This is a genomic window from Dyadobacter frigoris, from assembly GCF_005280585.1.
Taxonomy (GTDB): domain Bacteria; phylum Bacteroidota; class Bacteroidia; order Cytophagales; family Spirosomataceae; genus Dyadobacter; species Dyadobacter frigoris.
This window is the reverse complement of sequence record NZ_SZVO01000001.1, coordinates 271,899-284,414: the sequence shown is the minus strand read 5'-3', so window position 1 is coordinate 284,414 and position 12,516 is coordinate 271,899. Positions and strand designations below refer to the sequence as shown.

The window sequence follows — 12,516 nt, the reverse complement described above, 5'->3', positions numbered from 1 at the left end:
CATCCGGGAAATCCGAAAATAAGCCTATTGCAAAGATAGAGTAATCTATTAAAAAACTTACTTTTCAACAGAAACACCTTCCAGTATCACTAATAATTCTTTTTGCATAGACTGCGTTTTATCTGCCGTATACCATTTCTGAATATCCTCAGCAAATTCTTTGTACGGCTTAATTGGGCTTTCTTTATATTCCATCAGCATCTGCTGAGCGCCGGCTGGTCGTGGCCCCCAGTTGAAAATTTCGTTAAATTCTCCATCAACCGCAATCAATTTTGGAATGGAACGTCCTCCGTTGGTAAGATATTCGTCCATTATATCCGGATTTTCATCTCTCAAAATAAGCTGAATATCGATCAGCGGATTCAATTTTGCAATGGCAGCCAAAACCGGAATATTTTGTGCCGCATCACCACACCAGGCTTCTGTCAAAACATACCAGATTTGAGGAAACTGGATCTGACTTATAGCTATTTTCAAACTTTCACTTAATACAACCGTTTTGTTCAAACGCTGCATCCGATGCAAATTCAACTTTGTGTAATGATTTAATTCGTCTGATTGTTTCGGCCCGGTTGTTCTTTGCTCCATTACAACCAGTTCCATTAACAACATATAATCGGAATAAGAATAAATCGTTCTTTCTATTCCGCTTTGAAATAAATCTGACAGGTTCTTCATGAGTGTATTTTTGTACAAAGAAAAAACCCGAACCCGCTCATTTCAGTTCAGACAATACGGTTCAAATATTTACTATAATCAGTCTGTTCTGCTAAATAATCTTCATGCATCAAGGGAGATGTAAATAAAAAATCGGCTGTTGCACGATTAGAGGCCACAGGAATATTCCAAACAACACATAACCGAAGTAATGCTTTTACATCCGGATCATGCGGCTGGGCTGACATAGGATCCCAGAAAAAAATCAACAAATCAATTTTTTCCTCTGCGATCATCGATCCAACCTGTTGATCCCCTCCGAGTGGACCGCTCAAAAGCAGTATAACGGGTTGATTCAACAATTCTTCCAATAATCTGCCCGTTGTTCCGGTGGCGTATAAAGTATTTTTGGACAATAATTCGCGATTGGCTGTTGCCCAATCCATCAATTCCGTTTTCCGGTTATCGTGTGCAACCATAGCAATGCGTTTGCTGGCGGCTATTTTTCTGATATGTGACATTTAAATTCGGTTTATCAAAAGTAATTTGAGATCAATTTCTTTTCAGATGCCCCGAATATAATTCAAATACACCTTTGCCAAAACTTCCCGGTCAAAATGATTTTTAACAAATGTATATCCATTTTCGCCTTGCCGTTTGGCGATGTCAGGATTATTTAAATAAAATCTGATCTTTTGGGCAAAGTCTTTCGGATTTTCCGGTTCTACAAATAATCCTGCATCCGCCTCTTCGATTAATTGTCTGGAAATCCCATCAATCGCCATTAAAACAGGCTTTTTACAGGACAAATAATCAAAAGTCTTATTAGAATAAATTGTTTTAAAAATGCCCGTTTTCTTCAAAACCGACAACCCAATATCAGACGCCAGAATATAGTTAAAAACTTCACTTTTTGATACAGAACCAATAGAACGGACATTGGTAAGTTTTCTATGATTAGATTCTTTAATTAAGTCTTCTTTCTCTGCACCATTCCCAATAAGTAAGAAAATGACTTTTGTATCAAGGAGAAGTTCAGCGGTTTCTAAAACCTGAATCAGATGATTGGAAATTCCGTGCGCCCCGACGTAGGTTATAACAAATTTATCTTCAAGATTATGGACTTTACGAAAGGAATGAGAGTCAAATGAAGTAAGTAATTTGTCAGAAAAAATAAAATCTGCTCCGTTTGGGATGCAAATGATTTTATCTGCATTTATGTGTTTTTCTCTGATTAATATTTCCTGAAAAGCAGGCGTTAAAACACAAATCCGTTTCGCCTTTCGATAAATCAATTTTTCAAAACAGAATGAAAAATGAATCAGGTATTTATTTTTCAAAACACCGGTATCAATTGCCGATTCAGGCCAAAGATCTCTGACTTCAAATACAAAAGGAATATTCTTCCACCAGCTCAGAAAAATCGCGATAAGCCCAACAAACAATGGAGGCGATGTGACAATGATCATGTCATATTTTTCTTTTGCCAGAAATATTCCAGCGAAGATTCCTGAAAAAACAAAGGACAGAAAAGACCAAATGCGGCTTAGAAAACCTTTATCTCCCGAACTAACATGGCAACGGATCACTTTTACAAAATCCCGGTTTTTTGAAATATGAAAATATTTCCCGTCGTAGTTGGATTTTACATTTCCCATATAGTGCGTCATGCCTGCCAAAACCGTTACTTCATGCCCGGCTTCCGTCCAGATTCTGCTCATCTCATTCCACCGCGAACCACCGCCTTCGTTATCTTCAAGAAAAAACTGATGTATTAGTAAAATTCGCATCGCTGATTTTTTCTTTAAATTTTTAGACAAATAATCGTTTTGATATATCGCTCTTGGGTACTAAAAACAATTCTCTGTGTTGGCTCTTTTTCTCCATACGTTCCGGAATACCAACCTTCTGTTTTGGAAAATGAAATCACTTTTTCATTTTCATGAAAAGCGTTGATTGTAAACTTTTCAAAAAAAGCAGGGTAAGGATGCCAGATTTGATGCATTAAAATTCCTTCGGGTACATTTTCAATCCAGTCTTCAACAATCCAGTGAAAGGCTCCTTTTACCATGGTCACTTTACGCTTGTGAATGATATTTCTTCCAAGCTTTTTAAATCCTATATACTAGCCGTCAAAAACCGTAGCATCATTTTCTTCTTTCCAATTTCCTTCGCCTTTTTTAATCCAGTCGTACCAGATAAATCTTTTACCTTTTCGCATTTGATCATGATCTCCCAAAATCACGGTATTATGCGATGCAGTTCCTGAAAAGTAATTCGTCCATTTTTGATCCGTGTTGTATTGATAAGATCCGGCGTCCCGCAAAATATTTTCACCATCAACCCAGATATCAAGATGTAAGTTATCTGACTGAAAAGGACGGTTCTGGTAACTTCCGCACCGAAGAAATGTAATTGTGTAATGATCTCTTAAAACATAATAACCGCCCTTTAGGAAAGTAGAAATTTGGAAATCTTCTCTCAGCGTTTTGTCTTCGATAGTATCAGGATTTAGGTTGAGCCATACACTTTCCTCTTTCCATGGCCCATTTCCATAATTACATTTTTCTTCCAGAACTGTTGCCAAAGCCAATAACTGCGGTCGAAAATCCCGGAAATGACAATCGGTTAACGGGAAAAATAAAGCGCCGTCGTTATTTCCATAGTTAGGAAGCCAACCCGTTTTAGTATCCTGACAAGTTTGAAGAAATTTTAAAGATTTTCTTGCACGATCATATACGACTTCGTTCCAGGATTCATGATTTAAATCTGCAAGTTGAATCGCCCAGGTTAATAATTGAACCAAGACACGATGATAATTCATGGAAAATTGAAGAAAAGTGCCGTCATCATAAACCTGATAAGCGATTTCTTCTGCAAACCACTTCTTTCCGTTTCTTTTCCAATTACCACTTTCATCAAAAAACGGGTATAACAAACCGATTAAATACAAACCTAATGCCTCTGTAAGCGCATGATTATTTCGTATTGCAATACGGGAGAAATGAATGTTTTCTGCGACATGACGCATCTGCTGATAAATACTGTTTAGGATTTTTGAGAGAAGCTCATCATTAAGAGCAGAGGACTTTTTGTAATACTGCAAAGCAAAAGTCCAGTTTAAAACCCGAATCGTAATTTCCTGACTGCACCGCCAGTTCGGACCGCAGTTAACCGGATTATGATCAATCCAGCTTTCAATTTGCAAAAAAACGGTTTCAGACTGATCTCTTCCAAAATGATGATCATAACGAATCAAATCATACAGAAAAGTGAAACGCGATTTTTCCCAGACATACTTTATATCTCCGGCTTTCCGAGAAAAATCAGGAATTTCTGTCCAGTGTTTTGTAACATCATATTGAAATCCATTTTGTGGATTCGTCAGCCAATCCGGAACAGTGAACCATTTCGATCCAAAATACAAAAAACGGTTTTGATGAATCGCTTCAACGCGTTTTGAAAGTGCACGATAATCCGGGTGCCTCTCCTCAAAATTCGATTCAAGAAATTGATCAGAAAAGAAAAAATTTACCGGAATAGTCCGCCATTCTTCAAGTGTGACCATTTTTTTTCCCGGTGGATTAACAGGAAACCGAAGTTTTAATATTCCCGTTCTTCGTTGAATTTCATACCAAATACGAAAGCCGGTATATTGCCAACCCATATTTTGAACAACCTGAAATAAATCTGATATAGCAAACAAGCCAGCTCCCTGGCTTTGGAAAATTTTCATGAAAAGTGTGTGTATTGATAAGTACCTTTAAAACCACCTGCCCATTAAATGTAAAATAACAATCCGGACGTAAGTTGGTTTAAGAAATCATTTTCAGTATATTAGAATAGAACGCCAGTAAAAAGTAACCCTAAATCAACTTTGGGCGCTCCCCTATTTTAAATTTAACTGTACCTTAATACCCAATTGTATTTTTGGTTTTAATTTGTGATCATGATTTCCAATACCTCTTTCAGGTATCTCACGCCGGTTTTGAAAAAAGACCAGCCTGACGATACTTATAAATTTCAGCCTTTACCCTCTCCTTCCGGCAAGTATCCGTATCGGTTAGCATTGCAGAAAATTATCCCGGATGTCAATACTGAAAAAACTATATTTCACATGTTGGGTGATACCGGAAGTATCGGAAGGCCGACCTTTCAGCATTTAGTAGCCAGTGAAATGGGCCGGCAATATGAAAGCAGTAAAGATGAACGTCCACAATTCTTATTTCATTTGGGAGATGTTGTTTATAGCTTTGGTGAAGCGAGCCGCTATTACACACAGTTTTTCGACCCCTACGAAAAATATCCCGGACCTATATTTGCCATCGCAGGAAATCATGATAGTGATGTAAATCCTAATGCCACACCTTATAAAAGCCTGGATGCATTTAAGGCCGTATTTTGTGACACTGAATCAAGAGATATTAGCTTTGGTGGCGGAGTTGACCGAAAAAGCATGGTTCAGCCTAACATTTACTGGACACTCAAAGCGCCTTTGGCAAACATAATAGGTTTACATAGTAATGTTCCAAAATTTGGAGTGATTACGCCTGACCAACAAAAATGGTTTAAAGAAGAACTTATAGCGGCTGATAAGGAAAGGCCAGATAAAGCATTGATTTTATGTTTACATCATGCACCTTATTCCGCCGACATAAACCATGGTTCGAGTATTCCAATGATTACACTTCTTGAAGAAATATTCGTAGAAACCGGTGTGAGACCGGATATTGTTTTCAGCGGCCATGTGCACAATTACCAAAGGTTTACAAAGGAATATAAAGATGGCTTGAAAATCCCTTTCATTGTTGCAGGTGCAGGAGGTTACGACGAACTTCATCCTGTGGCTTTAAAAAGCGACAAACGTTTTACTAATGATAGTGATTTATTTGAAGGGGTAAATCTGGAAACCTATTGTGGAGACAAACATGGCTTTTTAAAAATTGCCATAGAAAAAAGCAGCACCGGATTAACTTTGAAAGGAGAATATTATACAATTCCACACGAAGAAAAAATGGATAACACCATGAAGGCTTCACTGGCAGACGAATTCGAACTTCATCTTTAATTGAGTTAAAACAAAAAAAGCAAATCAGAAATGATTTGCTTTTTTAATGTGGGCCCTGCTGGATTCGAACCAGCGACCCCCTGCTTGTAAGGCAGGTGCTCTGAACCAACTGAGCTAAGAGCCCTTTCGGGAATTCAAAATAATGACCTTTTTTCAACTTTCTGAGAAAAAGTAAAACGAGTTATTGCTAACTCGTTTTCTTGTGGGCCCTGCTGGATTCGAACCAGCGACCCCCTGCTTGTAAGGCAGGTGCTCTGAACCAACTGAGCTAAGAGCCCCTCTTGTCATCATTCGGGAGTGCAAATATGCAGGACTGATTTTCTTTATCCAAATTATCCACAGAAAAAATTTTATTTTTTTAAAATATTTTTTTCAATGACCTGATAATCAGAATTCTGTTTATTCAAAATTTAAATATAAAGTTACCGTATGCGTGGTAAGTTTTCCAATTCCAACAGCACTTGAATTTTTTGATGGATTCAATACATTCTTCAAACCCGTAGAAAATCTCAATTCGGGAGCGAATTTGAAAAACTCAAAAAACCGCTCGTAACCTACGCCACAGTCGAATGTAAAATCTGATGTCTGCGTATCAAGCCGGCCTCCTGCACTTCCGGTTCCGGCAGTACTTTTTTTAACATTGGTTTCAAGACCAAGCGTTACACCGGCAATCATGTACATACGCGTGTTGACCCGCCTTTTGGATTTATATTTTATGAGCAACGGAATTTCAAGCCAGGTAGACTCCCGTTTATCAATTTTGTCAGGACTGTTAGGATAGCTATACTTAATCTGACGCTCGTAAAGCGAAACCGATGGCGTTGTCCGGATATCAAACCTTTCACTCAAATAGGCATTAAGAATAAAACCCATCCGAAAAGCCGTTTTCATCGGCGACTGAATCAGATAAGCTGAATCACCAGGAACAAATGCATCACTATGGCGGATGTTATAACTCGTAAACGGCATAGCAAACAAAATCCCGTAATGGATCGGTTTGTCATCATAATATTCCAAATGCCGGCGCACATAACCTTGTCCCTGCGCTTTAACTTCCTGTGAAAACACACACAGTATGGCGAAACTGATAATTATTTTTGTCCTGTATAAATGGAGCAAATCCCGAAGGTTAATGGTATGCATTTGGTATTTTTAAAACCTGCTTTTTTATAAATTTCAAGAAAAGCCTCCCCATCCGGAAATGCCTGAACGGATTCAGGAAGGTAGGTGTAGGCTGAACTGTCCTTTGAGACGGTCTTACCTATCAATGGTAATATATATTTGAAATAAAAATTGTAAAACTGCTTGAACGGAAAAGAACGGGGTTTCGAGAATTCAACAACCACACAAGTTCCGCCCTGTTTCATGACGCGGTTCATTTCCGTCAGGCCAGCCAACAGATTCTGATAATTACGTACTCCAAACGAAACGATAACAGCGTCGAAATAATTGTTCTCAAAAGACAAATTTTCCGAGTCTCCGCTTTGTAAAGTGATAATATCCTGCTTGCCCAACTTAGCAATTTTCTCACGTCCTACGGCTAACATTCCTTCGGAAATGTCAACGCCGTATATCTTTTCAGGATTGAGAGAAAGTGCTTCAATTGCAAAATCACCCGTACCCGTTGCGATATCCAGGATCACTTTTGGCTGCTCTTTTTTCAGCAATTTTATCGCACGTTTACGCCAGTAAATATCGACACCACCACTCAAAACATGGTTCAATAAATCATATTTTGGCGAAATGTTATCAAACATTTCCGCTACCTGCTCACGTTTGCTTCCGTCCTTGTCTTTATAGGGTACTACACTCATTTTCGATTAACATAAAATTAGAAGTACAAAACTAACAGATATTTATTGGTTATCGTTTTGCCCCATATATGTAAAGTTTGCATAAAGCACTGATTTTAAAGCCAAACACCAGAATAAAAATCACGATAGTTTTATATTTGTTTCAAGACTACACACACCTACCGATTATGATTCGCAAATTTTTACAATTATTTATCCTTATTTCTATATACTTCCCTGTAAAAGCACAGCATCGGAACAGCTGGAAAGAAGCATATGAAAATTACAAACGGGGTAATTCCAGACAAAAAATAATTTCTCCTTACTCCGTGACCATCAGAGGCGGACTTACCCAATTCTATGGAGAATTAGGCCAACAGGATATGCCCGGAATGTTTGGTATTGAAGCAAACAGAACCATCAATAAAACACTTTCTATGAGTCTAGGATATTCAATGGGCAAACTTGGCGGACAGGAAGTTTCGTTCTTCAACTCCTATTTCATCAACGAATACAATGCTATAGAACTGCTGGCCAAGTGGAATTTGACCGAACAATTTGTTTCAGGTTACGATGGAGAATTTAATATAAATGTTCACGGGGGATTAGGGTTAATGATGTTCAGCGCCAATGCTTTTGATATCAAAACAAACAATTTATTAAGATTTACAAACAGCAAAACAAGCGCCCGAAATCCACTTTTTTTACGTTGGGGAAAACCGCATGGAAAATGGGGAATCAAAAAAACGAATGAGCGAATTATTCCCGTTGGCGTTTCGTTTGATTACAAGTTGTTTGAAAAATTGATTTTCGGCTTCAACTATCACTTTTATTTTGTGAGAAGTGATAAAGTAGATGCCACATCGGGCATGAGGCTAATTAATCCGGAAGAGGCTGACTCTTATAGTAAAACACCTAATGATAAATTCAGTTTTCTGGCGTTGTCGGTCACGTACAAGTTTAGTGGCAACGCAAAAAGAAGACGGCGCTAACAAGTTATCTTTATACTCTACTTTTCCATCAGATTAAATTTTCATCCTTTGGCCGCAATCCAATATAAGTTATATCCCACATTACTAAATCTTTTTGATCGATATCAAAAAGGTTACATTGAAAAAACTGATTTCCTAAACCGGATCAATCGTGTTCCTATTCCGCAGACAGAATCTCAGGCAAAAGGGTCATCTTTTGAAGAAGCCGTTATTAGAGGTGTGAATGAAGATTCCTTTGATGCCGAGATTCTTGACAAAGTCCGGGCACTGCTACCACGCCCAATGATGAAAACGCAGGTTTATTGTGAACATCAGCTTGATCATGTTTTGCTTTATGGCTATGTTGATGTCATTGGAAAAACACTGGCGGTAGACATCAAAACGACAAACAGTTATCAGCCTGGCCGGTTTGAACATAGTCATCAAAATTTTTATTTACCAGCATTACGTTCAAAAGGGATTAGAACTTTACGCTATGTGATCACAGATTTCCAGGATGTATATCAGGAAAATTATGATCAGACGGTTGACTTTTCGGTGCAGGAAATTCAGATAAAATTGTTTTGTGAATTTTTGGAAGAGCATCGGGGGGAGATAACGGATGGGAGGATTTTTGGGAAGTGAAATTAATTAGGGCTCATATAAAACAAAAGTTAAATCTGAAACCTGACCAAATTGTTTATCAGCAGAAAGAAGTGGAACGCCAAGAAAAATAGCTGTGGCTGCTACAATGGCATCTGGTAATTTCAGTGCGTAATTACGACGGATTTGTTTTGTAATTTCTTTGATGCCTTCGTTGATATCAATAATCGCACAGTCTTCCAAAAATAGCTCAATCTTTGTCTCTTCAGATATCGTAATATTTTTATATCCTAGCAATTCCAACTCGTTGATAAAAGAAACATAAAAAACTTTTCCTTGAAGATACTGCTCCAAAATAACATCTCCATTTAATACATACAAAGCTATATTGGTATCCAATAAAATATTAATCCCACTCATCCCTCATTCGTTTTTGAATGACCAGAGGATCTTCCTTTAACTTTATTGTTCCAGCATATTTTTTCATATCCGGCTTCTTATGGCTGCTTTTGGCAGTCTTAATTTGCTCATCGACTTTGTCGAAGGACACTCCCTTCTTTAATATAATTGTCATAGCAGCATGAATTTCATATGAATTTACGAAAAAAGTCAGCCACTCAAAAATTACACCTGATTTTGTAGCTGCTGTTTTTTCAATTTCCTCCATAAATAAAAAATCCTGCTAGAATTTCTTCTAACAGGACCTTATAGTGATTAGCGAATTACTAACTTGAATGAGATTTCGCATATAATATTAATTTCCGGGCCTTTGGATGAGTACCGTGTCTAATGTCCATTTTGGTCTTCTTGCGTTTATTTGGCGCAATTATTGGCGCAATAAAGCAAAAAACCACTTCTATTGCTAGAAGTGGCGTTCTGTGGTGATGGACGGAATCGAACCGCCGACACAAGGATTTTCAGTCCTTTGCTCTACCGACTGAGCTACATCACCGTTCAGTTGGTACCCTTTGGGACTGCAAAGGTAGAATTACGATTTGTCTTTCCAAATTATTTTGAGAAAAAATTTATAAATATTTTATTCAAATATGCCGTAATCTGGCTTACTCTACTGATTTTCTAACACTTACCCAAGTAAAAAAAATATTTATTTTTAAAAAACTTGTAGCTAAATACATTTTTATCATATTTGTTTTTGGTATGCTTGCATACTACTTTACAGAAATATAGTTAATTGATGCAGCAAATCGAATTCTTATGGCGATAATCCAGCAAATCATCTTTTTAGCAATTCTTGGAATTGTCGGCTGGCTGGTTTTTAAGCGAGCCAGTTTGATCCGAAATACAATCTTATTAGGCCGTGATGAAGATCGTGCGGATCAGCCCGCAGTTCGTTTTGCAACTATGTTAAGAATCGCATTTGGACAAAAGAAAATGTTTGACAGGCCACTTATCGGCATTATGCATTTTGTTGTTTATGCAGGTTTTTTACTGATCAATATTGAAGTACTGGAAATTGTCCTGGACGGAATCTTTGGGAAACACAGACTTTTCGCTCCTTTTCTGGGTTCATTTTATACTTTTTTGATTAGCTTTTTTGAATTTCTTGCGGTTGGTGTTTTAGTAACCTGCGCAATATTTTTAATACGCCGTACTTTTTTAAAAGTTGAAAGATTTCAGCCATCCCGCCATAGAGAAATGAACGGATGGCCGCAGCTTGATGGGAAAATTATTTTGCTTTTTGAAATCGTTTTGATGATTGCAATCCTGACCATGAATGCAACCGATACGGTTTTACAGGAAATGGGAAGTCAGCATTATACCCGCACGGGTGATTTTGCGTTCAGTCATTTTTTAAAACCTGTTTTCGCTAACTGGAACGAAACTTCACTTGTGATTTATGAACGTTTCGCCTGGTGGTTTCATATTCTTGGCATTTTCACTTTCGCGGCTTACGTCACTTATTCCAAACATTTACATATCGTGCTGGCATTTCCAAATACTTATTTCTCCCGTTTGACACCGAAGGGAGAAATGAATAATATGCCCGATATTACCAAAGAGGTAAAAATCATGCTGGGTTTAACAGAGGCCATGGAAACCAATGGAGAAGAAAATGCCATTCCCGAACGTTTTGGAGCGAAAGATGTGCCGGATTTAAGCTGGAAAAATCTGATGGATGCATACTCATGTACAGAATGTGGCCGGTGCACAGAAGCCTGTCCCGCTAATATTACGGGTAAGAAATTATCTCCCCGAAAAATCATGATGGATACACGTGACCGACTGGAAGATATTGGCCGGATAATGCAGGCCAACGATGGAAAATTTGTCGAAGACGGAAAAAGCCTAATGGGAGATTATATCAGCAATGAAGAAATTCTTGCCTGTACAACTTGTAACGCTTGTGTGCAGGAATGTCCGATCCTGATCAATCCACTTGATATAATTCTTCAGTTACGCCGATATAAAATCATGGATGAAGCGCAGGCACCAGGAGCCTGGAATGCGATGTTCCAGAATCTGGATACCAATCAGGCGCCATGGAAATTCTCACCGGGAGATCGTTTTAACTGGGCTGATAAATTGAGAAATGAGGTCTAACTTGATTTGCTTAACCTCGATTCCTAATCAAACCTGCCAAAAATTATCAGAAACCAATGAGTGAAACAATAACACATAAAATACCAACTATGGCTGAAATGGCAGCCAATAATGAAATACCGGAAGTACTTTTCTGGGTTGGTTGTGCGGGTTCTTTTGATGACCGGTATAAAAAAGTGACGGTAGCTTTTGTTAAAATATTAAACAAAGCCGGTGTTAAATTTGCGGTTTTAGGAACAGAAGAAAGTTGTACCGGAGATCCTGCGCGTCGTGCCGGGAATGAATTTACTTTCCAAATGCTCGCCATGTCCAATATTCAGGTTTTGAATATGTATGGCGTTAAGAAGATAGTTACGGCTTGCCCTCATTGTTTTAATACGCTTAAAAACGAATATCCTGAGCTGGGCGGAAATTATGATGTGGTTCATCATTCTGAATATTTGCAGCAGCTTATTAATGAAGGCAGGGTAAGAATTGAAGGTGGAGAAACTTTTAAGGGCCGGAAAATAACTTTTCATGATTCGTGTTATCTGGGAAGAGCAAATGGTATTTATGAAGCGCCCCGCCATGTTTTGGAAGCCTTAGATGCTGATCTTGTCGAAATGAAGCGCTGCAAAACAAAAGGACTATGCTGCGGTGCTGGCGGTGGCCAAATGTTTAAAGAGCCGGAAGCCGGCAAAAAAGATATTAACATTGAACGTATTGAAGAAGCAATCGAAACGGGCGCTACAACAATTGCCGTTGCCTGTCCATTTTGCATGGTCATGATGACTGACGGCGTTAAAAACAAGGAAAAAGAAGATACGGTTAAGGTTTTTGATCTGGCCGAATTGATAGCCCAAGCCGAAGGACTGTAATTTCA

General features: G+C 38.3%; 14 protein-coding genes and 3 tRNA genes. 5 read left to right on the top strand and 12 right to left on the bottom strand.

Annotated elements, in window-relative coordinates; all coding sequences use genetic code 11:
- Positions 1 to 57 precede the first annotated feature (57 nt).
- Genes FDK13_RS01315 through FDK13_RS01300 form a run of 5 tightly spaced genes read right to left on the bottom strand, consistent with a single transcriptional unit; the run spans position 58 to position 4,393 of the window.
- Complete coding sequence (locus FDK13_RS01315; RefSeq protein ID WP_137338167.1) at positions 58 to 678, bottom strand: thioredoxin family protein; 621 nt, start codon at positions 676 to 678, stop codon at positions 58 to 60.
- 47 nt (positions 679 to 725) lie between these two features.
- A complete protein-coding gene (locus FDK13_RS01310; RefSeq protein ID WP_137338166.1) occupies positions 726 to 1,178 on the bottom strand; it encodes a methylglyoxal synthase in 453 nt (150 codons plus the stop codon).
- Between the two features lie 42 nt (positions 1,179 to 1,220).
- Positions 1,221 to 2,447, bottom strand: a complete 1,227-nt coding sequence (locus tag FDK13_RS01305; protein ID WP_137338165.1) for a glycosyltransferase family 4 protein — start codon at positions 2,445 to 2,447, stop codon at positions 1,221 to 1,223.
- 14 nt (positions 2,448 to 2,461) lie between these two features.
- Positions 2,462 to 2,728, bottom strand: a complete 267-nt coding sequence (locus tag FDK13_RS35975; protein ID WP_229215859.1) for a hypothetical protein — start codon at positions 2,726 to 2,728, stop codon at positions 2,462 to 2,464.
- Between the two features lie 54 nt (positions 2,729 to 2,782).
- The gene (locus FDK13_RS01300; protein ID WP_229215858.1) at positions 2,783 to 4,393 is read right to left on the bottom strand and encodes an alginate lyase family protein; all 1,611 of its coding nucleotides are present in this window, start codon (positions 4,391 to 4,393) and stop codon (positions 2,783 to 2,785) included.
- Positions 4,394 to 4,606: 213 nt separating this feature from the next.
- On the opposite strand from FDK13_RS01300, the gene FDK13_RS01295 reads away from it, so the two are divergent.
- A complete protein-coding gene (locus tag FDK13_RS01295) occupies positions 4,607 to 5,725 on the top strand; it encodes a metallophosphoesterase family protein (RefSeq protein ID WP_137338164.1) in 1,119 nt (372 codons plus the stop codon).
- Between the two features lie 49 nt (positions 5,726 to 5,774).
- Here FDK13_RS01295 and FDK13_RS01290 read toward each other — a convergent pair.
- From FDK13_RS01290 to ubiE, 4 genes are all read right to left on the bottom strand, one after another.
- Positions 5,775 to 5,849: transfer RNA gene (locus FDK13_RS01290), tRNA-Val, on the bottom strand.
- 79 nt (positions 5,850 to 5,928) lie between these two features.
- Positions 5,929 to 6,003 (bottom strand) — tRNA-Val (locus FDK13_RS01285).
- A 121-nt stretch (positions 6,004 to 6,124) separates the two neighbouring features.
- The gene (gene porT, locus FDK13_RS01280; protein WP_229215857.1) at positions 6,125 to 6,868 is read right to left on the bottom strand and encodes a type IX secretion/gliding motility protein PorT/SprT; all 744 of its coding nucleotides are present in this window, start codon (positions 6,866 to 6,868) and stop codon (positions 6,125 to 6,127) included.
- Entirely contained in the window at positions 6,817 to 7,539 is a 723-nt protein-coding gene (gene ubiE, locus FDK13_RS01275) for a bifunctional demethylmenaquinone methyltransferase/2-methoxy-6-polyprenyl-1,4-benzoquinol methylase UbiE (protein ID WP_137338163.1), read from the bottom strand. Before ubiE ends, porT begins: the two co-directional genes overlap by 52 nt.
- A gap of 167 nt (positions 7,540 to 7,706) precedes the next feature.
- Between ubiE and FDK13_RS01270 the strand changes: the two genes are divergently transcribed.
- Both FDK13_RS01270 and FDK13_RS01265 read left to right on the top strand, forming a co-directional pair.
- A complete protein-coding gene (locus FDK13_RS01270) occupies positions 7,707 to 8,510 on the top strand; it encodes a hypothetical protein (RefSeq protein WP_137338162.1) in 804 nt (267 codons plus the stop codon).
- A gap of 48 nt (positions 8,511 to 8,558) precedes the next feature.
- Positions 8,559 to 9,134, top strand: a complete 576-nt coding sequence (locus tag FDK13_RS01265; protein ID WP_137338161.1) for a hypothetical protein — start codon at positions 8,559 to 8,561, stop codon at positions 9,132 to 9,134.
- Between the two features lie 6 nt (positions 9,135 to 9,140).
- On the opposite strand, the gene FDK13_RS01260 is transcribed toward FDK13_RS01265, so the two are convergent.
- The 3 genes from FDK13_RS01260 to FDK13_RS01250 form a co-directional block, all read right to left on the bottom strand.
- Complete coding sequence (locus FDK13_RS01260) at positions 9,141 to 9,512, bottom strand: type II toxin-antitoxin system VapC family toxin (protein WP_137338160.1); 372 nt, start codon at positions 9,510 to 9,512, stop codon at positions 9,141 to 9,143.
- On the bottom strand, positions 9,499 to 9,759 hold the full coding sequence (locus tag FDK13_RS01255; protein ID WP_137338159.1) for a hypothetical protein: 261 nt from the start codon (positions 9,757 to 9,759) through the stop codon (positions 9,499 to 9,501). The genes FDK13_RS01260 and FDK13_RS01255 overlap by 14 nt, the downstream gene beginning before the upstream one ends.
- A gap of 212 nt (positions 9,760 to 9,971) precedes the next feature.
- Positions 9,972 to 10,044, bottom strand: a tRNA-Phe gene (locus tag FDK13_RS01250).
- 263 nt (positions 10,045 to 10,307) lie between these two features.
- Between FDK13_RS01250 and FDK13_RS01245 the strand changes: the two genes are divergently transcribed.
- Entirely contained in the window at positions 10,308 to 11,654 is a 1,347-nt protein-coding gene (locus tag FDK13_RS01245; RefSeq protein WP_137338158.1) for a 4Fe-4S dicluster domain-containing protein, read from the top strand.
- A 56-nt stretch (positions 11,655 to 11,710) separates the two neighbouring features.
- On the top strand, positions 11,711 to 12,511 hold the full coding sequence (locus FDK13_RS01240) for a (Fe-S)-binding protein (RefSeq protein WP_137338157.1): 801 nt from the start codon (positions 11,711 to 11,713) through the stop codon (positions 12,509 to 12,511).
- Positions 12,512 to 12,516: the final 5 nt, after the last annotated feature.

Excerpts from the sequence above, each read along its gene's own strand:
- FDK13_RS01315 (WP_137338167.1), bottom strand. The coding sequence starts at position 678 with ATGAAGAACCTGTCAGATTTATTTCAAAGCGGAATAGAAAGAACGATT.
- FDK13_RS01310 (WP_137338166.1), bottom strand. The coding sequence starts at position 1,178 with ATGTCACATATCAGAAAAATAGCCGCCAGCAAACGCATTGCTATGGTT.
- FDK13_RS01305 (WP_137338165.1), bottom strand. The coding sequence starts at position 2,447 with ATGCGAATTTTACTAATACATCAGTTTTTTCTTGAAGATAACGAAGGC.
- FDK13_RS35975 (WP_229215859.1), bottom strand. The coding sequence starts at position 2,728 with ATGGTAAAAGGAGCCTTTCACTGGATTGTTGAAGACTGGATTGAAAAT.
- FDK13_RS01300 (WP_229215858.1), bottom strand. The coding sequence starts at position 4,393 with ATGAAAATTTTCCAAAGCCAGGGAGCTGGCTTGTTTGCTATATCAGAT.
- FDK13_RS01295 (WP_137338164.1), top strand. The coding sequence starts at position 4,607 with ATGATTTCCAATACCTCTTTCAGGTATCTCACGCCGGTTTTGAAAAAA.
- porT (WP_229215857.1), bottom strand. The coding sequence starts at position 6,868 with ATGCATACCATTAACCTTCGGGATTTGCTCCATTTATACAGGACAAAA.
- ubiE (WP_137338163.1), bottom strand. The coding sequence starts at position 7,539 with ATGAGTGTAGTACCCTATAAAGACAAGGACGGAAGCAAACGTGAGCAG.
- FDK13_RS01270 (WP_137338162.1), top strand. The coding sequence starts at position 7,707 with ATGATTCGCAAATTTTTACAATTATTTATCCTTATTTCTATATACTTC.
- FDK13_RS01260 (WP_137338160.1), bottom strand. The coding sequence starts at position 9,512 with ATGAGTGGGATTAATATTTTATTGGATACCAATATAGCTTTGTATGTA.
- FDK13_RS01255 (WP_137338159.1), bottom strand. The coding sequence starts at position 9,759 with ATGGAGGAAATTGAAAAAACAGCAGCTACAAAATCAGGTGTAATTTTT.
- FDK13_RS01245 (WP_137338158.1), top strand. The coding sequence starts at position 10,308 with ATGGCGATAATCCAGCAAATCATCTTTTTAGCAATTCTTGGAATTGTC.
- FDK13_RS01240 (WP_137338157.1), top strand. The coding sequence starts at position 11,711 with ATGAGTGAAACAATAACACATAAAATACCAACTATGGCTGAAATGGCA.